The 20,819-nt window shown below is 38.5% G+C and carries 21 protein-coding genes; 7 read left to right on the plus strand and 14 right to left on the minus strand.

What is annotated here, in order from left to right; all coding sequences use genetic code 11:
* Positions 1-651 (minus strand): hemolysin III family protein, encoded by a 651-nt coding sequence (locus tag RRB46_RS02320; RefSeq protein WP_311537327.1) that lies wholly within the window; start codon positions 649-651, stop codon positions 1-3.
* Positions 638-970 carry a hypothetical protein gene (locus tag RRB46_RS02325; protein ID WP_296127270.1) on the minus strand — a complete coding sequence of 111 codons (333 nt, stop codon included), beginning with the start codon at positions 968-970 and terminating at the stop codon, positions 638-640. The genes RRB46_RS02320 and RRB46_RS02325 overlap by 14 nt, the downstream gene beginning before the upstream one ends.
* 80 nt (positions 971-1,050) lie before the next feature.
* Between RRB46_RS02325 and RRB46_RS02330 the strand changes: the two genes are divergently transcribed.
* Positions 1,051-1,269: a DUF1858 domain-containing protein gene (locus tag RRB46_RS02330; RefSeq protein ID WP_106461732.1), complete on the plus strand. Its 219-nt coding sequence runs from the start codon at positions 1,051-1,053 to the stop codon at positions 1,267-1,269.
* A 27-nt stretch (positions 1,270-1,296) separates the two neighbouring features.
* On the opposite strand, the gene RRB46_RS02335 is transcribed toward RRB46_RS02330, so the two are convergent.
* From RRB46_RS02335 to RRB46_RS02345, 3 genes are read right to left on the minus strand one after another with little or no spacing between them, the layout of a single operon-like run.
* Positions 1,297-1,812, minus strand: a complete 516-nt coding sequence (locus tag RRB46_RS02335; RefSeq protein ID WP_311537328.1) for an NUDIX domain-containing protein — start codon at positions 1,810-1,812, stop codon at positions 1,297-1,299.
* Between the two features lie 44 nt (positions 1,813-1,856).
* Entirely contained in the window at positions 1,857-3,503 is a 1,647-nt protein-coding gene (locus RRB46_RS02340) for a putative manganese-dependent inorganic diphosphatase (RefSeq protein ID WP_296127275.1), read from the minus strand.
* A gap of 10 nt (positions 3,504-3,513) precedes the next feature.
* On the minus strand, positions 3,514-4,761 hold the full coding sequence (locus RRB46_RS02345; RefSeq protein WP_311537329.1) for a hemolysin family protein: 1,248 nt from the start codon (positions 4,759-4,761) through the stop codon (positions 3,514-3,516).
* A gap of 153 nt (positions 4,762-4,914) precedes the next feature.
* Between RRB46_RS02345 and RRB46_RS02350 the strand changes: the two genes are divergently transcribed.
* On the plus strand, positions 4,915-6,219 hold the full coding sequence (locus RRB46_RS02350) for an NCS2 family permease (protein WP_311537330.1): 1,305 nt from the start codon (positions 4,915-4,917) through the stop codon (positions 6,217-6,219).
* 324 nt (positions 6,220-6,543) lie between these two features.
* Positions 6,544-7,056, plus strand: coding sequence for a tryptophan transporter (locus RRB46_RS02355; protein ID WP_311537331.1), 513 nt, complete (start codon positions 6,544-6,546; stop codon positions 7,054-7,056).
* Between the two features lie 58 nt (positions 7,057-7,114).
* Here the strand turns inward: RRB46_RS02355 and RRB46_RS02360 are convergent, their stop codons facing one another.
* From RRB46_RS02360 to RRB46_RS02380, 5 genes are read right to left on the minus strand one after another with little or no spacing between them, the layout of a single operon-like run.
* Positions 7,115-7,891, minus strand: a complete 777-nt coding sequence (locus RRB46_RS02360) for a dipeptide/oligopeptide/nickel ABC transporter ATP-binding protein (RefSeq protein ID WP_311537332.1) — start codon at positions 7,889-7,891, stop codon at positions 7,115-7,117.
* Positions 7,884-8,858 (minus strand): ABC transporter ATP-binding protein, encoded by a 975-nt coding sequence (locus RRB46_RS02365; protein WP_311537333.1) that lies wholly within the window; start codon positions 8,856-8,858, stop codon positions 7,884-7,886. The genes RRB46_RS02360 and RRB46_RS02365 overlap by 8 nt, the downstream gene beginning before the upstream one ends.
* Positions 8,855-9,673, minus strand: a complete 819-nt coding sequence (locus RRB46_RS02370) for an ABC transporter permease (protein ID WP_311537334.1) — start codon at positions 9,671-9,673, stop codon at positions 8,855-8,857. The genes RRB46_RS02365 and RRB46_RS02370 overlap by 4 nt, the downstream gene beginning before the upstream one ends.
* Positions 9,670-10,617, minus strand: a complete 948-nt coding sequence (locus RRB46_RS02375) for an ABC transporter permease (protein ID WP_311537335.1) — start codon at positions 10,615-10,617, stop codon at positions 9,670-9,672. The genes RRB46_RS02370 and RRB46_RS02375 overlap by 4 nt, the downstream gene beginning before the upstream one ends.
* Positions 10,617-12,134 (minus strand): ABC transporter substrate-binding protein, encoded by a 1,518-nt coding sequence (locus RRB46_RS02380; RefSeq protein ID WP_311537336.1) that lies wholly within the window; start codon positions 12,132-12,134, stop codon positions 10,617-10,619. The genes RRB46_RS02375 and RRB46_RS02380 overlap by 1 nt, the downstream gene beginning before the upstream one ends.
* Before the next feature lie 232 nt (positions 12,135-12,366).
* Here RRB46_RS02380 and RRB46_RS02385 point away from each other — a divergent pair, with 232 nt between their 5' ends.
* The 3 genes from RRB46_RS02385 to RRB46_RS02395 are packed head-to-tail and all read left to right on the plus strand — an operon-like array spanning position 12,367 to position 14,773.
* On the plus strand, positions 12,367-13,560 hold the full coding sequence (locus tag RRB46_RS02385) for a M20 family metallopeptidase (protein ID WP_311537337.1): 1,194 nt from the start codon (positions 12,367-12,369) through the stop codon (positions 13,558-13,560).
* On the plus strand, positions 13,557-14,324 hold the full coding sequence (locus RRB46_RS02390) for a DUF3100 domain-containing protein (RefSeq protein ID WP_296127302.1): 768 nt from the start codon (positions 13,557-13,559) through the stop codon (positions 14,322-14,324). Before RRB46_RS02385 ends, RRB46_RS02390 begins: the two co-directional genes overlap by 4 nt.
* Positions 14,325-14,326: 2 nt before the next feature.
* Positions 14,327-14,773 carry a DUF340 domain-containing protein gene (locus RRB46_RS02395; RefSeq protein WP_296127304.1) on the plus strand — a complete coding sequence of 149 codons (447 nt, stop codon included), beginning with the start codon at positions 14,327-14,329 and terminating at the stop codon, positions 14,771-14,773.
* 41 nt (positions 14,774-14,814) lie between these two features.
* Here RRB46_RS02395 and RRB46_RS02400 read toward each other — a convergent pair whose 3' ends face one another.
* Together RRB46_RS02400 and RRB46_RS02405 are read right to left on the minus strand one after the other, a co-directional pair.
* Complete coding sequence (locus RRB46_RS02400) at positions 14,815-15,111, minus strand: MTH1187 family thiamine-binding protein (protein WP_265237538.1); 297 nt, start codon at positions 15,109-15,111, stop codon at positions 14,815-14,817.
* 1 nt (position 15,112) lies between these two features.
* Positions 15,113-16,390 carry a M18 family aminopeptidase gene (locus RRB46_RS02405; protein ID WP_296127310.1) on the minus strand — a complete coding sequence of 426 codons (1,278 nt, stop codon included), beginning with the start codon at positions 16,388-16,390 and terminating at the stop codon, positions 15,113-15,115.
* A gap of 72 nt (positions 16,391-16,462) precedes the next feature.
* Between RRB46_RS02405 and RRB46_RS02410 the strand changes: the two genes are divergently transcribed.
* Complete coding sequence (locus tag RRB46_RS02410; RefSeq protein WP_311537338.1) at positions 16,463-17,647, plus strand: MFS transporter; 1,185 nt, start codon at positions 16,463-16,465, stop codon at positions 17,645-17,647.
* Between the two features lie 1,027 nt (positions 17,648-18,674).
* Here the strand turns inward: RRB46_RS02410 and RRB46_RS02415 are convergent.
* Positions 18,675-19,931 (minus strand): amidohydrolase, encoded by a 1,257-nt coding sequence (locus tag RRB46_RS02415; protein ID WP_297687708.1) that lies wholly within the window; start codon positions 19,929-19,931, stop codon positions 18,675-18,677.
* Between the two features lies 1 nt (position 19,932).
* Positions 19,933-20,766, minus strand: a complete 834-nt coding sequence (locus tag RRB46_RS02420; protein ID WP_311537339.1) for a formate/nitrite transporter family protein — start codon at positions 20,764-20,766, stop codon at positions 19,933-19,935.
* Positions 20,767-20,819: the final 53 nt, after the last annotated feature.

Genomic DNA, 20,819 nt, shown 5'->3' on the forward strand with positions numbered 1-20,819 from the left:
TTATCCTAAAAATTTATAGTTGCCATAAAACATGACAAAGGCTGCCACAAGGATAAAAATATGCCAGATGGCATGATTGTAGGGGATTTTCTTTATGGAATAGAAAATGGCCCCTAGGGTATAAGACAGGCCGCCTATTACTAGAAATAAAATATAGGACATGCCAATATACTTATAAATTTGGTAGATTAAGATTAAGGATATCCAACCCATGGCCATATAGATGATCATGGATGGCTTTTTTATCTTATCTTCCTTAGCTGTGGCGAAGGCTATGATGTTCATAGCTATTCCTCCTAGGGCCAGAATCCAAACTATAACAAAGATGACTATGGATAGGCTTGACCTGAGGCCAATTAAGATTATCGGCGTGTAAGACCCTGCTATTGTCAGGTAGATTACCCCGTGGTCTATGGCCCTAAAGATGGTCCTTGCTGTGGGATTGGTCATGGAATGGTAGAGGCTCGATGCCAAAAACATGATGGCTATGGCTATAAAATAAATTAGCCAGGCCAAAAATCCAAGCAAGTCCTTGCCATGGTAGGCTCCCACAACTACTGGTATAAAAAATATTAGACTCAAGATGAAGCCTAGGATGTGGGTAGCTATATTTAGGGCTTCTTCAGACTTGCTATATTTAATTATTCTCATTTTTTATCTCCCTACTTAAGCTTACTATCTCCTTTTGGAGGGCAAGTCTTTCTGCTATTTGCCTTTTCTTTTCCCTTTCATTTTTCTTCTGAGTCCTTAAGGTATAAATACTAAGGCTAATTATAAATATTATTATGAATATGCCAATTTTTTGCACATCTGTCATTTTTAAAAAAATCGCAAGGCTAAGGCCAAGAAAGGCTAGGCCAAGTGGGCCTAGGAAGGTCTTTAAAAAGCTATTTTGTGGTCCCTTGTTGATTTTTTCTTGTAATATTCTTAATTCTTCTTTCTTTTTTTCTAACAATTCATACTTTTCCATATTTTCTCCTATATCCTAGTGATTTACTTTGATTATTATATTTTAAGTAGTAAAATATTCCTATAAAAGGGGGAATTTTTATGACCGAAAATACAAAAGAAACAAACAAAGTAACTATCACTCGTGATATGATTATAGGCGATATAATTCAAGCAAAGCCAGAAGCTATCAACGTTCTTATGATGAGCGGTATGGGCTGCATAGCATGTCCAACATCTTTATATGAATCTCTTGAAGAAGCTTGCATGGTTCATGGTATGGACCCTGACTACATGCTTGATCAACTTAATTCCCTATAGATACAAGGCTCGGATTTCCGGGCTTTTTTATATTTCCATAAATCTCTTATCTTTTTCTAGGTCAAAGAGCAAATCTATAAAAGATTTCTTGTATTTTACAAATTTCCCTCTCTTCATCAGGTCAATTACATCATCATAGGATGCCCACCTTGCATCACACACCTCTTCTTCTTGAAGTCTTAAATCTTCTAGCCTTACATTTTTGTGAATCATATAAAAATCATCAAAGCCATACTTAAAATTGGCTGTAAGGATTGGTCTTGAGCCCCTAAAATTGAAGGCTATGCCTAGCTCTTCATAAAGCTCACGGCTTGCTGCCTGATCAGTGTTTTCACCACTTTGACAAGCCCCACCGCAAGTTATATCCCAAAGGCCGCCCATGGACTTTTCTGCCTTTCTTTGTTGGATGAGCAATCTCCCGTCCCTACCAAAGATTAGGACATGGACAATGAGCCTATATGTATTAGGGGGCATGACATCGCCCCTAATGTAGGTCTTGCCAGTTTTTCTCCTGTACCTATCGTATAAATCTAATATTTCCATCCTATCTCCTAAGTAAAAATCTCTAGCTAGGCTAGAGACTTTTGTTATTTCTTGACTATTGCTGCTGTTAGTTTTGGTATTACTTGTTTCTTACGTGAGAGAACTCCCTCAGCGTTTATTGTGCCATTTTTGGTGACTTCTCCAAATTCTTCTTGGATAGCATCATAGAATTCACCTACGACTAAAAGCTCACTTCTTTGGTTAAAGATATCTGTTAGGACTAGGACGAAGGTATCTTCTCCCCTTTGCTTGATTTTAGCTGCCATTAGCTCTTTAAGCTCATCCATAATTGGTACTAGCTCTTCTGGATTCATGGTCATTACCTGGCCTACTCTTATTGTTGAAGAGCCGATTGTAAAGGTCTTAATATCTCCTTCGATTAGGTCTTTGGCTGATTTACCCTTTAAAGATGTGCCTGCCCTAAACATCCTGTCTGCAAATTCTTCTGGGTTGATATCTGCAATCTTGCTCATCCTATCAAGGATTCTCCTATCAACATCTGTTGTAGTTGGTGACCTAAAGAGAAGGGTATCTGAAATTATTGCGGCACAGAGGATACCTGCGATTTGCTTAGATGGTCTAATACCACTTTCTAAATACATTTCTGAAATGATTGTAGCAGTTGATCCTACTGGCTCTGCCCTAAAGAAGACTGGACCTGTTGTTAGGATATTTGCTACCCTATGGTGGTCGATTATTTCCACAATTTCTGCTTCATCTATATCATCTATTGATTGGTTGCGTTCGTTGTGGTCTACTAGGATTAGCTTTTTCTTATCTGAAGAAATCAAGTGATACCTAGAAATTGAGCCTACTACTTGATCAGTTGGGTCTACTACAGGATATGACCTAAATCTAGACTTGGCCATCACTTCCCTAACTGTATCTAGGGTATCGTCGGTTTTAAAATAAATTAGATTGTCTGTGGTCATTACATGGCTTACAGGAATTGTAAGTGGAAGTAGTCTTGAAGCCATGAAGGAGTTATATTCTGTAGATATAACTGTAACCTTGTTTTCTTTTGCCACTTCTAGGGCCTCATCATCAAGCCTTGCCCCGTTGGTTAGGATTAAAAGTGATATCTTTTGATTTAGAAGATACTTGTAATAGGCATACCTATTTCCTGATATGATTATGTCATTTTCAAGGACTACACCCTCTAGGTCCTTTTCATCCCCACTCATGGCAAACACTGCCATCTTTCCTGAAAGCTCTCTAGGCTCTTTTGGTAGGTTTATGATATTACCAGCTAGAACATCTATGATATTATCAATTGGAGTACTTGACCTGCCGAGGATCTTATCATCCCATATATCCATGTAGGATTTTGTAATATTTGATAGGGATGCTATACCTACTATCTCTCCCTTAGAGTCTACTACTGTTAGGGAATTGGTAGCTCCGTGTTGGAAGGTATCCCAAGCCTTTCTGATTGGAATAGATGGGTCGATAATATTGCCCTTATCTATGTTTAGGTCCCCTACAGTAAGTTTCATTGTTTCTTTGATTTCTGGTGGCCTTACACCAAAATATTCAAGTACAAAGCGGCTTTCTTGGCTTAGTTTACCAAGTCTTATAGGAATTGCATCATATTCTCCTAGCCTATTTTTAAGGTCAGCGTAGGCTATGGCTGACATAATAGAGTCTGTATCAGGCTTCTTGTGGCCTGTGATATAAACTGTTTCTCTCACTTTCTCCTCCTTAAGAAAACTCTACCTTTAACATTTCTATCTTGTATCTATCTACTTTGATTACTGTTATCTTTATACCCTCAATTTCGATTTCATCGCCCTCTTTTGGAATTTTTTCTAGGGTGTCGATTACAAAGCCGCCTATAGAGTCATTTTTGATTTGAATTAAGTCTGTATCAAAATAATCATTGAAGTCATTTATGTGGATTGATGGATTGACCAAATATTCCTTGTCACTTATCTTATATATCTTATCGTGAGATGTGTCATACTCATCTTCAATCTCACCTACTAGCTCTTCTACTATGTCTTCGATTGTGACAATTCCGCTTGTGCCGCCGTATTCGTCTGTGACAATGGCAAGGGAGACATTTTCCCCACGCATAGCCTTAAAGAGGTCGAAGGTGTGCATATTGTCATAAACATAAAAGGCTGGCCTGATCATCTTTTCTATATCAAGGTCCTTATCTTCTGCAATGAAGGCTACGATGTCCTTCATATGGAGGATGCCAAGGATATTATCGATAGACTTGCCATAAACAGGAATCCTAGAATGGATAGAGTTTCTTAAAAATTCCTTTAATTCATCTTGTTCTATATCGACACAAATAGCCTCCATATTGGTCCTTGCAGTCATTATATCTTCTACATCGCTATCCCCAAAAGCAAATACATTATTGATAATCTCACTTTCTTCAAGGTTGATTACCCCTTGCTCTTCAGAAACATCCACAATTGTCTTAAGGTCTTCTTCTGTCACCTGATCTCCACTTTGCTGATCATCACCAATAAAGGACTTAGTAATGACCCCAGTTATAGCCTGCAAGATAAAAGATATCGGCTTTAGGATAACATTTAAAAAGCTTATTGGCCTTGCAACCTTTAGGGCAAGCTTTTCGCTATTAGCTGCGGCAATATTTTTAGGAGAAACCTCTCCAAAAATTAGAATAACAATTGTAAGGACAACTGTTGAAATTAAGGCCCCTGATGGACCAAAAAGATCTGTAAAAAACAGGGTTGCAACAGTAGTTGTCCCTATATTTACGATATTATTGCCGATAAGGATGGTCGTTAGGACCTTGCCGATATTATCTGAAAGCTTTCTAACCAGGGATGAATTCTTCACCCCATTTTCTTCTAATTGTCTAATTTTAAATACATTAAGCGATGTCAGGGCCGTCTCACTTGATGAGAAAAAAGCACTCATCATCACTCCTATAATTATTACTATTAATTGTATGATATTTTTACTTGTCATATACCTTCCTTGTCTAATAAACTATTGATAGTTTCATACTTCTATTATAATATTTATCAAGCTAAAAATAAAGGTTAAAAATTATATAAATTTAATGACAAAAACAAAATTTACAATATAATGGACTCGTATCATTAATAAAAGGAGGCAATTATGGAAAAAGTTTCGTTTTTAGAGAAAACTTTTAAACTTAAAAAACATGATACTAATATCAAGACCGAGATAATGGCAGGTATAACCACATTTATGACAATGTCCTATATCCTAGCTGTCAACCCACAAATCCTATCAGAATCTGGTATGGACTACGGTGCAGTATTCTCAGCTACAATCCTAGCATCCATTATCGCAATGCTTTTGATGGGCTTTTATGCCAATCTTCCATTCGGTCTATCAGCTGGTATGGGGCTTAATGCTTTCTTCACCTATACAGTCGTTATGAAAATGGGCCACCCTTGGCAATTTGCTCTGACAGCTGTATTTTTTGAAGGTATTTTGTTCATGATTTTATCCCTATTTGGTGTCAGAGAGGCAATATTTAACTCAATCCCATCTACACTCAAAAAGGCTGTATCAGTAGGTATTGGTCTATTTATCGCAGAAATTGGTTTATTAAATGCAGGCATTATAGAAAAAGCAGAACCAGCCCTATCCTTAGGAAATATTTCAAGCAAAGAATCTATAGTATTTTTCTTTGCCCTAATCGTGATGGTAGTCTTAACAACAAGAAAAGTAAAGGGAGCCCTCTTATGGGGAATCTTGGTATCAACAATCCTATCCCTAATCCTTGGAGTAACAGGCCTTCCAGAAGGATCACTCGTATCACTCCCTCCATCAATCTCACCAATAGCCTTTAAGCTAGACTTCTCAAATGTCTTTAGCTTAGAAATGTTCTCAGTCCTATTTTCATTCTTATTTGTGGACTTATTTGACACCCTTGGCACCCTTACAGGTGTAGCAACCAAGGCAAAAATGCTAGATGAAAATGGCAACCTAGAAAACGCATCAAAGGCCCTACTAGCAGACGCAGTAGGAACAACATTCGGAGCCCTATTAGGTACATCTACAGTCACAACCTTCGTAGAAAGCTCTGCAGGTGTTGCAGAAGGAGGAAGAACTGGACTAACAGCCATAGCTTGTGCAGGATGCTTTGCAATAGCAGCCTTCTTCTTCCCAGTATTTTCACTAATACCAAGCCAAGCCACATCAGCAGCCCTAGTAGTAGTCGGACTATTCATGCTATCAACAGTAGTAGAAATAAACTTTGAAGATATCACCGAATCCTTCCCAGCCTTCATGACCATCCTCATGATGCCACTAGCTTATTCAATAGCAGAAGGTATAGCATTCGGAATGATTTCCTTCGTATTAATCAAGGTCCTAACAGGCAAATACAAGGAAGTAAGCTGGGTAATGTATGTCCTAGCAATCATATTCTTAATAAGATATATGATCTAAGGCTTGACAAGATTATAAATTTAGTGTATTATAGTATCAATATAAATCGTAGTTAGAAATAGTAGCAAATAATTAAGCCAACAGAAAGTAAATGGTAGATGAGAATTGCAGGGTAAGATTTTTTGTGAATGGATCTAGCAGATCAATGGTGAATCAAAATAGTAGCCAGCGGGTGCTTCTCACCTTACAGGGATAGGATATGTATGTATCTAAAGATGTCTAATTTTAGACAAGAGGGATGGCACCGTGGGCTAAGGCTCGCTCCTATATATTAGGAGTGAGCTTTTTTTATTCCCCTAATTAAAAGAAAAGAAAGGTAAAATAATGCAAAAACAAAATTCAATCAAAACAAGAAATCTAACCATATCAGCAGTCTTCATGGCCCTAGGCCTAGTCCTCCACTTCATGGTGCCAGGAATCTTTTTTGGAGTAAAGCCAGACTTCCTCCTATCAATGATGTTTATATCATTAATGATAGTAGGAGATGTCAAAGAAGCCCTACTTCTAGGAGTCGCCGGAGGAATCATGAGTGCGCTCACAACAGGCTTTCCAGGCGGCCAAATCCCAAACTTCATCGAAAAGATAATCACAAGCCTAGTAGTCTTCTACCTAATAAAGGCAATGAATAAAAACTTCTCAATCCCAAAGATAATCCTAATCTTTGCCCTAGGAACAATGGTTTCAGGAACAATGTTTCTAACCATAGCCTTAAGCATGACCAAACAACTAAACCTCTTCATCCCATCCTACCCAGTAGTCCTAGTAGCCATGCTAATAAACGCAATCCTTGGCATATTTTTATACCAAGCAGCAAAGAGGATGAACTTACTTAAATAAAAATATCCCAGCTTTATGGCTGGGTTTTTAAAAGCCTCCAAAATCGGAGGCTTAATTTTTATATTTTTATCGATTTAAAAAGTTCTTTTGTGTAGTCATCCCTGTCTGAGCTTGCTAGGTCTTTGGTTTCGAATAGATCTACTAACCTACCCTTATAAAGGACGCCTATCCTATCACAGAGATAGGCTATTACGTTTAGGTCGTGGGAAATGAAGAGGCAGGTGAAGTTGTGGGTTTTTTGAAGTTTTTTAATTAGGTTTAGGATTTGAGCCTGGATTGATACATCTAGGGCGGATACTCCTTCGTCAATGATTAAAAACTCTGGCTCTATTATTAGGGCACAGGCTATGGCTATTCTTTGCTTTTGGCCGCCTGATAGGTTGCCTGGATAATAATCTAGCACATCGCTTTCCATCTCTATCTCTTCAAGTATGTCCCTTATCTTCTTTTCCCCTTCTTCTTCTGTGTAGACCTTGTGGATTTTTAGGATTTCCCTGATGGAAAAGCCTATGGTCTTTTTGGGATTTAGGGCTTGGTAGGGATTTTGAAATACTACTTGAAGCTTTCTCCTGTAAGCTAAGAGCTCTTCCTTGCTTAGGCTTGTTATGTCCTTATCTTCAAAATATACCTTGCCGGATGTTTCTTTTATTAGTCTTAGGATGATATTTGAAAGGGTGGTCTTGCCTGAGCCGGATTCACCGACTAGGCCAAAGATTTCTCCTCTTTTTATGTCAAAACTTACATTATCTAGGGCTAGGTTGTCCTTTTTCCTAAAGAGGATGGCGCTATCTTTATAGATTTTGCTTATATTTTCTATTTTTAAGATACTAGTCATTTTGATCTCCGTACAAGTGGCAATGAACCTCATGATTGTCTTTGATGTAGGCTGCTGGATAAGTTTTCTTGCAAATATCCATGGTGTGGTCGCACCTATCTGCAAATGGACAACCCTCATTTGACCTATTTTTTAAATCTGGGACATGGCCTTTGATATTGTATAGGGTCTCTCCCCTTTTTTTGTAATTTGGCACAGCCTTTAAAAGGGCCTTGGTGTAAGGATGAAGGGGCTTATCTATTACATCCCTTGTTTCGCCCTTTTCAACCAATCTTCCTGCATACATAATCATGACCTTCTTACAAATCCTATCGATTAGGTTTAGGTCGTGGCTTATAAATAAGATTGCTCCCTTATAGATCTGGCCTAGGTCCTTAAAAAGGTCGATGATTTGAGCTTGGACCTTGGCATCTAGGGCTGTGGTTGGCTCATCTGCTATGAGGACATTTGGGTTTGCAATTAGGGCCATGCAAATTACTATCCTTTGCTGCATGCCGCCTGATAGTTCGTGGGGATACTTATCATATAGGTCTTCTACATCCCTTAGACCTACATTTTTCATGGTTTGATAGACAAGGTCTTGGCGTTTTTTCTTGTCAAAATCATAGTGGATTTTTAGGACTTCTTCGATTTGGGCCCCCACTTTCATTAGGGGATTTAGGGCTGAGCCTGGTTCTTGGAAGACTGTGGCTATATTTCTAGACCTGTATTTTTTCCAATCCTTATCAGATAGGCCAAGGACTTCTATGTCACGAAGCTTGCATGAACCTGACTTTATAATAGCATCCTTTGATTGAATACCTAAGATTGTCTGAGTTGCTACAGTCTTTCCGCAGCCAGATTCGCCTACAAGGCCTACAAAGTCATTTTCAAAAAGGTCAAAGGATATGTGGTTAACTGCATTTTTATCTCCATTAACAGTATTAAAGGCTACTGTTAAGTCCTTTACTTCTAGGATTTTTTTCATCTTGCTGCCTTCTCTTTCAATCTTTCTGACCTGAATTTCTCTCCATAAAGGGTAAAGCCCAATACTACTAGGCTTAGGCAAACGCCTGTGAAGATGAAATAGTGAGGTGCCTGGTTAAAATAGGCTTGACTTTCTTTTAGCATCCTGCCCCAAGATGGGTTTGGTGGCCTAACTCCAAGGCCTAGGTAGGAAAGGCCTGCTTCGGCAAGGATGGCCTGAGATACTGATAAGACAATAGCTACCATGAGTTGGTTTTTGATATTTGGAAGGATGTGGTTTATGGCAATATAAAGAGGACTAGCCCCTTTTACAACTGCAGATTTTACAAATTGAGCATTTTTAACCTGCAAAAATCCACTCCTTACAACCCTTGCAAAATATGGGACTGACATAATTCCAATGGCTAGAATTGTATTGACAATCCCTGCCCCAAATACAGTTACAAGCATCATGGCAAAAAGTATGCCTGGAAAGGCCATGAGTGAGTCTATAAATCTCATCAAAACTTCATCAATAGCTCCTCCAAAATATCCAGCACTTGCCCCTATGATTGAACCTAGGAAAAGGGCCAAGGATACTGTTCCAAAGGAAAGGATGAGGGCGTATTGGGACCCTTCCATAAGGCGTGATAGGATATCTCTTCCCATATTGTCTGTGCCAAAAGGATGGGCTAGGCTTGGTGATAAGAGCTTCATAGATGTATCTACCTTATTTGGGTCATAAGGCGTCCAAAATATTGAAATAATAAGGATTATAAAATAAAGGCCAATGATTGCCTTGCCAATCCTTATCGAATTTTTATTTTCTTTAATCATCTGCCACCTCGAATCCTTGGGTCAACTAGGCCGTAAATTATATCTATTATAAGATTTATAAAGATTACCAAAAATGCCACCGCAAGTACTACCGACTGGATAAGTGGGAAATCTCTAGAGCTAATTGAGGCCACAATTAGAGAACCTACTCCTGGTAGGGAAAATACATTTTCCACTATAAGTGACCCGCCAACTGCTGATGTTAGGCACATTCCAATTACTGTAATTACTGGAATTAAGGCATTTCTTAAAACGTGCTTGTATAAGATTTCCCTTAGTTCCATCCCCTTCATCCTAGCTGTTCTTACATAGTCCTTGTTGATTTCATCAAGAAGGGCAGCCTGCATGTACCTAATTATGGTTGCCACATTTGGTATTGCTATAGCAAGGGATGGGAGGAAGAAATTCTTAAGCTTATCCAAGAAGCTTCCGCCCATTATATTAAAAGACAGGGTTGAAAATAGGCCGAGTCTTACTGCAAATACGTGAATTAGCAAAAATGCCAACCAAAAAGAAGGAATTGATATACCAAGTTGGGTCACTGCAGTAATTATAGATGCATACCACTTATCAGCCTTCATTGTAATTTGTATTGATAGGGGAATGGCTATTATTATTGATAAAATCAATGAATAAAAGGTAAGCCACATGGTTACAGGTAGCTTTTTTAAAAAAAGCTCGCTCACCGGCATTTGATATTTGATGCTCATGCCCATATCAAGTCTAAAAAGTCCTAAAATCCAATTTATGTATCTTTCAAAGATATGCTTATCAAGACCTAGCTCTTTTTCAAGAGCTAGGAGTTGGTGTGGATCTGCCTCAGTTCCTAAGATTATCTCAGCGGGATTGCCCCCTATTATCTGAAATACAAAAAATATAAGAAGTGAGACAAAAAACAAAGTCATGATAAGCGAAACTATCTTTTTTATTATTGCCTTAGTCATTACTTGCCAGTTACATCTTCAAGGTTTAGTTTTTGGACTGGGTAGGTCTTAAGACCTGTGTAGCCATTATTTAGGACTATGTTGTCGTTAGGGTCCTGTATAAATACAGATGCGCAGTCTTTAGCTATGATTTCTTGGGCATCTTTAACATTTTTGATAAGTTCATCCCTATTTACAGCTGATTTTGCATCTTCGATTGCCTTATCAAAAGCTTCAGATTTATAATTGATATAATCTTTCTCGCTAGATGACACATATCTGTCTAATATTCTAATTGGGTCTATATAGCCAATAAATCCAACTATTGTTGTTTCAAAATCTTTTTTCTTATAAACCTTATCAAGCCAGGTTGAAAATTCTATCGGATCTATTGTCGCATTTATACCTGCTTTTTTAAGTTGGGCTTGGATTAATTCTCCTGTATCCATATGATACTTGTAATCGCTTGGTACTGTTATTTTGATATCAAGGCCATTTGGATATCCGGCTTCTTTCAATAATTCCTTAGCCTTTTCTACATCTGTTGGGTAAAACTCATCAAATTCATTATAATAATCTTTTAGGGCTGGTGAGAATGAAGAATAAAGTTTTGTGGCCTTTCCTCCACCTACAGAATTTATTATTTCATCCTTATCTATAGCATAGGCTATGGCTTGTCTTACTCTAATATCGTCGAACGGTTTAACTCCATTGTTTATTCCAAGTACTTGAACTAAGTTTTGTGGGTGAGAGTATGAATCTGTTGATTCTTTTACTTGCTCAAGCTCATCAGCTGTAAGCTTTGAAGCAAGATCTACTTCCTTGTTATTTAATGCCATTACTAGAGCTTGGTTATCGGCTATTCTAACTATATTTACTTGCTTAATCTTAGCTACGTGGTCTTTTCTATGGTAATCATCAAATCTTTCCAAAATTAAGCCTTCACCTGGTGTATAGGATACAAACTTGTAAGGGCCTGTACCGAGAGGCTTATTTTGGTTATCTTCATAATCTTTTTTGACCATAGCTTGGGTTAATAAGTAGATAAAACTATTATCTCTTTCCTTTAATTTTACAGTGATTTCTGTAGGTGAAATAACTTTCATCTCTACAATTCCAGTAAATTTACTGCTCAAAGGCTCACCGCTTGTAAGACCTGATAGTTTATCCAAGGTGTAATATACATCATCTGCAGAAAAATCTGATCCATCGTGGAACTTGACACCTTCTTTAAGCTTAAAGTTATATGTAAGTCCATCTTCAGAAATCTCATAAGACTCTGCCAAATCTGGAGCAAGATTACCATCTTCATCCACATCTACCAAACCATCAAAGATTTGATCTGTCATTGTTTTTGTGTCCCCTGCAGTAGTCTTAAATGGGTCAAGGGAATCTATCTCTGTAGCCATAGCTACTGTTAGTGGTCTTTCGGCTGCTTGCTTTGTTTCTTCCTTATCGTCGCCGTTTTTACTACCACCGCAAGAGGTCATCATAAGACCTGCTAGGACTAAAGCGATAAGTGTTTTTGATTTTTTCATTTCTCCTCCTTAGGAAAATTATTTATTACTATTATAACACATGGATATTTTTTTAACAATGTTTTTTAAAAAAAATTTCCAATGTCTTATGGACAGTATACTTAAATATAATTTTAATGCTAATTTTTATCGCTAATTAAGTTATTTCAATTTTAAAGTCACAATGACAAGATATCACTTTATTGAATTAATATAAAAAAGGGTGTATACTAATTAATTATAAGGAGCTTGTATGAATTTTTTAGACCTAGCCAAAGAAATTGAAGAAACTATCATCAAGGATAGAAGGAATCTCCATAAGATTCCAGAGCTTGAACTAAACTTACCAAAGACAGTGGCCTACGTAGAAGAAGAACTAAAATCTCTAGGCATCCCATACAAAAAATTGGTAAATGGCAATGCTCTAGTGGCTGAAATTGGAACTTACAAGGGCAAATGTATAGCCATTAGAGCTGACATGGACGCCCTACCAATCACAGAAGAAACTGGCCTTGATTTTAAATCGACCCACCAAGGCTGTATGCACGCCTGCGGTCACGATGGCCACACAGCCATGGCTCTTGGGGCTGCCAGGCTTCTAAAGGAAAATGAAGATAAGCTTGATGGCCTAGTCAAGATATTTTTCCAACCAGGTGAAGAAATTCCTGGCGGCGCCAAGCCAATGATTGATGAAGGATGTATGGAAAATCCTAAGGTAGACAGGGTAATTGGCCTTCATGAAGGCGGAATTTTTGGTAATCTACCCCAAGGCACTATAGCCTACAAAAAAGGCCCAATGATGGCCTCTATGGATGCCTTTATCATCAGGGTGAAGGGCCACGGTGGCCACGGGGCAAGACCGGATTCTTTTATTGACCCGATTGCAACCATTAGTGAAATTAATTTGGGTCTGCAAAAGATTATCTCAAGAGAGCTTGACCCAACCCAGTCCGCCCTCATTTCTATCTGCCAAATCCACGGCGGTACCTGCCAAAATATCATACCAGATGAGGTTTGGGAGGAGGGCACAGTTAGAAATCTCAATGAAGAAACCAGGGACTTTGTAGAAAAAAGAATGGCAGAAATTGTCGAAAATATAGCCAAGGCCTTTAGGTGCGAGGGAATCCTCGAATACAAGAGATTTTACCCAAGCCTTATAAATGACGATGACTTTACAGGATATGTTAAAGATATTGCCACTGATTTACTTGGTAAAGATAAAGTTATTGAGATAGCAAATCCATCTATGGGTGGCGAAGACTTTGCCTTTTTCCTAAAGGAAGCCAAAGGTACTTTCCTATCCCTTAACAACCTTAAAAAAAATAAAGATGGCAAAATCTATCCACATCACAATTCAAAATTCGACGTAGAAGAAAGCACATTTTATATAGGAACAGGCATCCTTGCAGAAGTTGCTTATAGGTATTTGAAAGAAGGAAAAAAATGAAAAAATTTAAACTGCACATCATAGCCCTAGGAGTAGTCCTAGTGGCAGAATTAATTGGTAAACACAGCTTTGATATAGGAATAGGAACTATAGTCCTCCTTCCTATGCTCTTTGCCCTAATTATCGGTGTCCTAACTACACCAAAATTTTTAAACATCTCAAAAAAAGAAGAGATGGGCCAGGCTGGCAAATTAATTTCTATAACCCTCATGCTTTTGATGGCCAAATACGGCACAACCATAGGCCCAACCATAGATACAGTTATAAAATCATCCCCAGCCCTAATTCTCCAAGAATTTGGTAACTTAGGAACAGTATTTTTTGGTGTCCCTCTTGGTATACTTTTAGGCCTAAATCGAGAAGTTATAGGCGGGGCCCACTCCATATCCAGGGAGCCAAACGTAGCCCTAATCGCTGAAAAATACGGCCTTGATAGTCCAGAAGGCGAAGGAGTACTCGGAGTTTATATAGTAGGTACAGTATTTGGTACAATTTTTATGGGAATAATTGCCTCAATCCTAGCTACATCAACACCTCTCCATCCCCTATCTCTAGCTATGGCTTCAGGAGTAGGATCTGCATCAATGATGACAGCCTCAGTAGGATCCTTGGTAGAATTATTTCCAGACATGGCAGATAAGATTACAGCCTTCGGAGCTGCCTCTAACCTCTTATCAGGTCTTGATGGAATTTATATGTCAGTATTCTTAGCCCTACCGCTTGCAGAAAAATTATACAAAGTCTTCAAAAAGAAAGGAAAATAGCTATGAAATTTAAAGAAAAAGTTTATATCCTCCTGATAACAGCAGCCATATCAGTCATAGCCAACTGGATAGGCCCTGGCATCAGCCCCCTCCAAGGTATACCTGGAGTTTTAATCCTAGCCCTTATTTCTGTAGCTGGCATAGGAATAGCAGAAATCATGCCTGGCAAAATCCCAGCTGTTGCCTATATAGTAACCCTAGCGACAATCGTCACAATCCCAGCCTTTCCCCTATCAAGCTTTATTAGCTACCATACAGGAAATGTAGATTTTACAACCCTTTGTACACCAATCCTTGCCTACGCAGGTATCTACACTGGTGAAAATCTAGACAATCTAAAGAAAACCGGACCAAAAATTATCCTACTTTCTATCTTTGTAATCTTGGGTACCTACATAGGTTCAGCTATTATTGCCCAAATCATTTTAAAGATGATTGGCCAAATCTAATTTAAAGTCTAAAAAAGCCTTGCAAATCTGCAAGGCTCTTTTTACAGCTTATCTTCAACTGATTTTATTTTTTGCTCCATAGAGGCTTTCTTATCACGTCTATCATCAATTTTTATGACTGTGTAAACCCTATCTGCTCCCTTAGCAAAGACTGATTCTTGCATCTTTCTAATGGCGGCAAAGGCCTTGTCACAATCTGCCTCAATTACTGTTCCCATAGGATTTAGCTTATATTTTAGACCCTCATCCTTTAGGATTTTTTCAGCTTCTGCTACATATTTACTAACTGATGTTTCCTTGGTGCCAAGTGGCACAAGGGCTACTTCTACTATTGCCATCTCAAATCTCCTCAAAAAATCCCTTATAAATTTCGTATGCCTCGTAATGGTCCTTCATGCCGCAAAGCTCTCTAATAGAATGCATGGCAAGCATTGGTATTCCAACATCTATGGTCTTTAGGCCAAGAACTGTAGTTGTGATTGGCCCAATGGTTGACCCACCTGTCTTGTCATTCCTGTTGTGAAAGGTCTGTAGCTTAAGACCCAATTTATTTGCTAGGTCAAATAGCCTTGCCTTAGTTTCCACAAAGGAAGCATAGGCCCCATTTGCAGCAATTTTTACTACTAGGCCCTCATTCATCTTTACAATATTAGTTGGGTCAGAATACTCTGGATAAGATGGGTGAATGGCGTGGGCTTGGTCGGCTGAAATAAGCATAGAATTTTCCACCATAATTTGGTAGCCTTCCTCATCAAGTCCAGATTTGAGGGCAATTCTCTTAAGCACAACCTTTAAGAAATTAGAAGCCGCTCCTCCCCTAGTCCTTGATCCGATTTCCTCATTGTCATTTAAGATAATCATCTTATTGGTCCCTTCTTTAGAATCCACAAGAGCCCTAAGAGAGGCGTGGACAGAACCAAGATTGTCAATCCTTCCTACTTGGATCATATCGTTAATAATAGCCCCAGCTTGCCTATCATAAAGACCAAGGTCAAAGTCAAGGATGGCATCCTCATCTATTTTAAGCTCCTCAGCAAGAAGTTTAAGAATAAATCCATCCGCTTCAAGAGCATCCCCTATAGTTTTTACAAGAGGATAAAGCTTATCTTGAGGATTATAACCATAACCCTTGTTGATTTCCCTATTCATGTGGATGGCTGCATTTGGAATTGTTAAAAGGTCCCTGTCAATATTTACAAGAGAATATTTAATCTCATCACCATCTTTGTAGGCAACCTTTCCAGCAAGAGATAGGGTCCTATCAAGCCAGGTTGAATGAATCATGCCACCATAAGGTTCGATATTTAGCTTTAAATAGCCATTTGTTCCTATTTCAGGATTAGACTTGATTTTAAAACCAGGGCTATCGGTGTGAGATCCTATTATCTCAAAGCCTTCCCTTGGGTCCTTTCCAATTTCAAAGGCTATAAGAGCGGAATCATCACGAATTACATAATATTTTCCCCTTCCTAATTCCCAAATTTCTTTTTCAGAAAGTCTCTTAAAGCCAGCCCCCTCTAGGATTTCGCTAGCATTTTTAACTGCGAAATAGTTTAGAGGAGATGCGTCAATAAATTTTATTAAATCTTCACTAAATTCTTTATATATTTTCATCATAAAATTATCATACGGCAAGACCGATAAAATTCATTTGAAATTGGGTATAATTATCTTGATAAGGAGTTAAAAATGAATGAGCAAAAAAATTTAAAAATTAAATCAGTAATTATTGAAGGACTTATGTTCTTAGCCTACGCATTTTTTGCAGTCAACTGGATAGCAGGTTCAAAACTTACACCCAATATCCTAAATGCCTTTAATGTGGAAGGCCCTCACGCTGTTAGCCTTATAAATAATGTGGTAACCCTAGCAAAAATCTTGGGCAACCTGATAGCTGCTACAATCTTTGCCAAGCTATTTCCCAAAAAATCTATAGGCCTAGCATCCCTCTTAATACCAGCAGGAGCCATGCTTGCAGCCCTATCCCAGTCCTTTCCTGTTTTTCTAATAGGAAGGTTCATCATGGGCTTTGGTGGAGCGCTTTTTGTAGTCTACTTCTCACCAGTAGTAGTAAATTACTTCCACCCAGACCAAAGACCAGTGGTAAATGCCCTAAATAACGTATCCTACAATGTTGGATCAATCCTAGCCCTCCTTCTAATAGGACCAGTCATAAAATTATTAGGACTTGGTAGGTGGGCTTTAGTAGCCTTTGCTATCGTATCTTTTATAATCTTCGCCCTCTGGCTAATCTTTGGTGAAAATTTTGAAATTTCATCAACAAAAACAAGTGATGGCCTAGACTTTAACCTAAAAGATGCCTTTAAGGAAAAAATAGCCATAATCATGCCAACCATGTATTTTGGCCACTTGACCCTATATATGGTCATGCTAAATATTTTCCCAAACACCAACTTTTCACCAATACCAGCAAGCAAAATATCAACCCTATTTACAACAGGAGCCCTAATCGGTACTCTTTTATCAATAATAGTAGCAAAAAAATTAACAAAAAGAGTCCCAACCCTAAAAGTATCAGGAATCCTAACAACAATCATAGCCATAGCCCTAATAAATTCAACAAATGCGACACTTTCAACAATCCTAGCCCTTGCTTTAGGAACAATAATGTATGTACCACTAACAAACTTCGTCCTAATCCCACAAGAGATTCCGGGCATGTATTCAGAAAAACTAACCCAAATCATGAGCGTATATTGGTCCTTAGTTTACATACTAGAAACCATAGCTTACCAGATAATAGTAATGATTCAGCATTCAGCAGGAGAAAAAACTGCCCTAATGGCAACAGCAATCTTATCAGCAACCTTCATCATTGGGTCATTTATAATAAAAGAACCGAAAGATTTATAGGAAAAGGGGCTTATAGCCCCTTTTAAAATCCCCTTTTTTGCTCATTTTTTAATGAATTATTATTATTTAGTGTTTTTCTTCGTTATTTTATCACATAATAAATGATTGTCATCAAGCTGATGACTTCGCCAAAGGGGGAGAGCCAAGGGAACGTTCCGCATGTTCCCTCACCGCTCTCCCCCTTACCCCCCCTCTTCGCTACACCCTCCAAGCGGCTCCTTAGCGGAGTGCGAAACAGGAAGATTTTTTTCAAAAATCTTCTTTATTATGGTGGATTACTTCGTATTCATCTAGCTTTATTCATACTGATTTAAAATAAAAAGTCCCCTAAAAATCACAATCTAGTCCAAATTGTATTTTTGTAATTACTTGTCATCTTAGTATTAACAAAATTATTATTTAAGTATGGCTGTCAGTGTGATTTTCTTTACGGTGACTTTTTATTTTAAATCTCCCAATAGATTAGTATTTTAGACCCATTTATCGCAATGTTTGCGAAAGCAAACGAGCCTAATAACTACTATGACGTTAATATCCTCTCAGAATACAGAACAAATCTCCCAAGGCCGGGAGATTTTGTAAATGGAGATGCCGTTAAGAAAATCTCCTGACGCACGAGTTAAAATTAAAATTCTGTAACTACTGAGATGTAGAGTATATACAAAACATAAATGTGGACTAGATTGAGATTTTTAGGCATCGGAATGTCAAAATCAGTTAGAATTAGAATAGGTATTACGAAGAGTTCTGTCTAAAAAGAGTGGCTTGCCGAAGGCAAGCTTCACTATCCGCACTCCGCTAAGGAGTCGCTTGTGGGGTGTAACGGGGAGGGGTTTAAGGGGAGGCCGATGAGGACCCATGCGAAAGGGTCCTTGGGCCTCCCCTTACTACGAAGATTCAATAGTATATAAATATAATTAATTATGAGATTACATTACGAAGAATTAAAGTAAATAATAATATTATCTTGGATAATAAAAAAAGGGTCTTAGGGCCCCCCCTAAAATCCCTTTATCTTGGATAAATCTCAGTTTAAATATCTTATAACTTCTTTAAAAACTCCCAAGGCCTCATCCAGAGTATCCTCATTAAAATCAAAACTATCCTTATGGTGGCCTGCTGCTAGTTTGCTTCCGAATATGAAGTGGACTGCCTTGCCTCCATTTTCTTCTACTTTGTTTATGAAGTAGACTACATCTTCTGAGGCTTTAAATTTGCCATTTAGGAAGGTCTTGTAGCCTCGTTTTCCTAGCATATCGTTTATTTCTTTATAAAATTCACTTTCTATCTTTAAAAGAGCTGGGGCCGATCCTACTGTTTTTATTTCATAGGCTAGATCGAAGGCTTTGGCCGCTCCTTCTACTATGTCGTAGGTTCTTTTTACCAGAGTCTGGTTGATGGCTTCTGTCTCTCCCCTGGTTTCCATTTCTAGGACTGCCCTATCTGATACTGAATTTCTGGTTGAACCTCCCCTTATTACTCCTACATTTATCCTGGCCATGCCGGTTGAAAATTGGGTTAGGGTGTGGAGATTTAGGGTGGCTGTTGCTGCGGCTAGGTTGGCATTTTTTCCTTCTTCTGGGAGGGCACCTGCGTGAGAGGCATGGCCCTTAAATATTATATCTAGTTTGATAGATGATAAAAAGCCTCCTGTCCCAACGCAGATTTTCCCATCTTCTACTCCCATTCCCAAATGGCCTGCAAATAGATAATCTAGGTTGTCAGCTACTCCTGCCTCTGTCATAGACCTTGCTCCCCTTAGGCCTTCTTCGGCTGGTTGGAAAATTAGGGTGTAAGTTCCCTTTAGGTCTTCCTTGTTTTCTACAAGCCACTTGGCTAAAAATAGGCCAATTGACAGGTGGCCATCGTGACCGCAGGCATGGCAGGTCTTATCATTCTTTGACCTAAAGCCTTCTTTTGCTGGCCTGTGGGCCTCTTCCTTTGATTCTCTGATTGTTAGGGCATCTATGTCGAAACGAAAGCCAATATTTGGACCCGGCTTATTTGTATAAATTTTTGCCACTGCCCCTGTGTAACCTTCTAGGATTTCTCTTATATCGAAATCTACTTCTTCAACTATTGTGGCTGCGTAGGCTTTTGTTTGTTTAGGGCTAGGCCTGCCGTACATGTAGGCAGGGCTGTGGATTTCTTTTCCAAATCTTATCTCATCGACCCCGATTTCTTTTAGGTTTTTTATGATGTTAATTGTGGTCCTAAATTCCAAAAATCCTGGTTCTGCTATTGTGTGGTAGAATCTCCTAGTTGATCTTATATCTTTTTCCATATCAAGCCTCTTTCCTATAGGCTAAAAAGTACAAAAATCCAACAAGGATGGCCCCACCTATAATATTTCCAATTGTAACTGGCAGGAGGTTTTTAAAAATCATGTTAGATAAATTAAGACTAGCTAGAGCCTCTTGACCTAGGCCAGATTTTGCCGCAAGACTTTCTATATTTTTAGCCATAATTCCTGCTGGTATATAATACATATTGGCAATGCTATGTTGAAAACCTGAAAGAACAAATATTAGCACTGGGAAAAATCCAGCTATTAGCTTTGACCCATAAGACTTGGCACCAAGTCCCATCCAAACACCCAAGCACACCAAAAAATTGGCCAAAATCCCCAGGATAAGGGCCTGGCTAAAGGATAAGTCTATTTTTGCCTGGGCTATTAAAATTGTCCTTGCTCCAACAAGGCCATCTCCCAGTAGCCATTGACCAGATTGGGCGAGCAGAATCACTATAAAAAGGGCTCCTACAAAATTTCCCAAATAAACTAAAAGCCATGATTTTAGCATGGTCTTAAGGGTGGTTTTTTTGTCCAAGAGAGCAAAGACCATCAGGCAATTGCCAGTAAAAAGCTCACCGCCTGCGACCATGACAAAGATTAGACCTGGTGTAAAGACAAGGCCTTGGATAAATTTACCCATAGGCAAGGTCTCAGAACTTGCAAGCAAGTGGGCTGAGGCAAGGCTAGAAGCCACTGCCGCTAGGCTTATAAAGATGCCTGCAAAAAAGGATAAAATCATTGTTTTCTTGATCGGCATTTGAGATTTTTTCCAATAAGTATCAATCGCCCTTGGTAAAATTTTATCAGGGCTTAGATCATTTTCCATAAATACTCCTTATTTTTTATCTTATTAATTATTAATCTTACCTTTTCTAGGCA

Source organism: uncultured Anaerococcus sp. (assembly GCF_963512375.1).
In the GTDB taxonomy this organism is placed as follows: Bacteria; Bacillota; Clostridia; order Tissierellales; family Peptoniphilaceae; genus Anaerococcus.

Excerpts from the sequence above, each read along its gene's own strand:
- RRB46_RS02320 (WP_311537327.1), bottom strand. The coding sequence starts at position 651 with ATGAGAATAATTAAATATAGCAAGTCTGAAGAAGCCCTAAATATAGCT.
- RRB46_RS02325 (WP_296127270.1), bottom strand. The coding sequence starts at position 970 with ATGGAAAAGTATGAATTGTTAGAAAAAAAGAAAGAAGAATTAAGAATA.
- RRB46_RS02330 (WP_106461732.1), top strand. The coding sequence starts at position 1,051 with ATGACCGAAAATACAAAAGAAACAAACAAAGTAACTATCACTCGTGAT.
- RRB46_RS02335 (WP_311537328.1), bottom strand. The coding sequence starts at position 1,812 with ATGGAAATATTAGATTTATACGATAGGTACAGGAGAAAAACTGGCAAG.
- RRB46_RS02345 (WP_311537329.1), bottom strand. The coding sequence starts at position 4,761 with ATGACAAGTAAAAATATCATACAATTAATAGTAATAATTATAGGAGTG.
- RRB46_RS02350 (WP_311537330.1), top strand. The coding sequence starts at position 4,915 with ATGGAAAAAGTTTCGTTTTTAGAGAAAACTTTTAAACTTAAAAAACAT.
- RRB46_RS02355 (WP_311537331.1), top strand. The coding sequence starts at position 6,544 with ATGCAAAAACAAAATTCAATCAAAACAAGAAATCTAACCATATCAGCA.
- RRB46_RS02360 (WP_311537332.1), bottom strand. The coding sequence starts at position 7,891 with ATGACTAGTATCTTAAAAATAGAAAATATAAGCAAAATCTATAAAGAT.
- RRB46_RS02365 (WP_311537333.1), bottom strand. The coding sequence starts at position 8,858 with ATGAAAAAAATCCTAGAAGTAAAGGACTTAACAGTAGCCTTTAATACT.
- RRB46_RS02370 (WP_311537334.1), bottom strand. The coding sequence starts at position 9,673 with ATGATTAAAGAAAATAAAAATTCGATAAGGATTGGCAAGGCAATCATT.
- RRB46_RS02375 (WP_311537335.1), bottom strand. The coding sequence starts at position 10,617 with ATGACTAAGGCAATAATAAAAAAGATAGTTTCGCTTATCATGACTTTG.
- RRB46_RS02380 (WP_311537336.1), bottom strand. The coding sequence starts at position 12,134 with ATGAAAAAATCAAAAACACTTATCGCTTTAGTCCTAGCAGGTCTTATG.
- RRB46_RS02385 (WP_311537337.1), top strand. The coding sequence starts at position 12,367 with ATGAATTTTTTAGACCTAGCCAAAGAAATTGAAGAAACTATCATCAAG.
- RRB46_RS02390 (WP_296127302.1), top strand. The coding sequence starts at position 13,557 with ATGAAAAAATTTAAACTGCACATCATAGCCCTAGGAGTAGTCCTAGTG.
- RRB46_RS02395 (WP_296127304.1), top strand. The coding sequence starts at position 14,327 with ATGAAATTTAAAGAAAAAGTTTATATCCTCCTGATAACAGCAGCCATA.
- RRB46_RS02400 (WP_265237538.1), bottom strand. The coding sequence starts at position 15,111 with ATGGCAATAGTAGAAGTAGCCCTTGTGCCACTTGGCACCAAGGAAACA.
- RRB46_RS02405 (WP_296127310.1), bottom strand. The coding sequence starts at position 16,390 with ATGATGAAAATATATAAAGAATTTAGTGAAGATTTAATAAAATTTATT.
- RRB46_RS02410 (WP_311537338.1), top strand. The coding sequence starts at position 16,463 with ATGAATGAGCAAAAAAATTTAAAAATTAAATCAGTAATTATTGAAGGA.
- RRB46_RS02415 (WP_297687708.1), bottom strand. The coding sequence starts at position 19,931 with ATGGAAAAAGATATAAGATCAACTAGGAGATTCTACCACACAATAGCA.
- RRB46_RS02420 (WP_311537339.1), bottom strand. The coding sequence starts at position 20,766 with ATGGAAAATGATCTAAGCCCTGATAAAATTTTACCAAGGGCGATTGAT.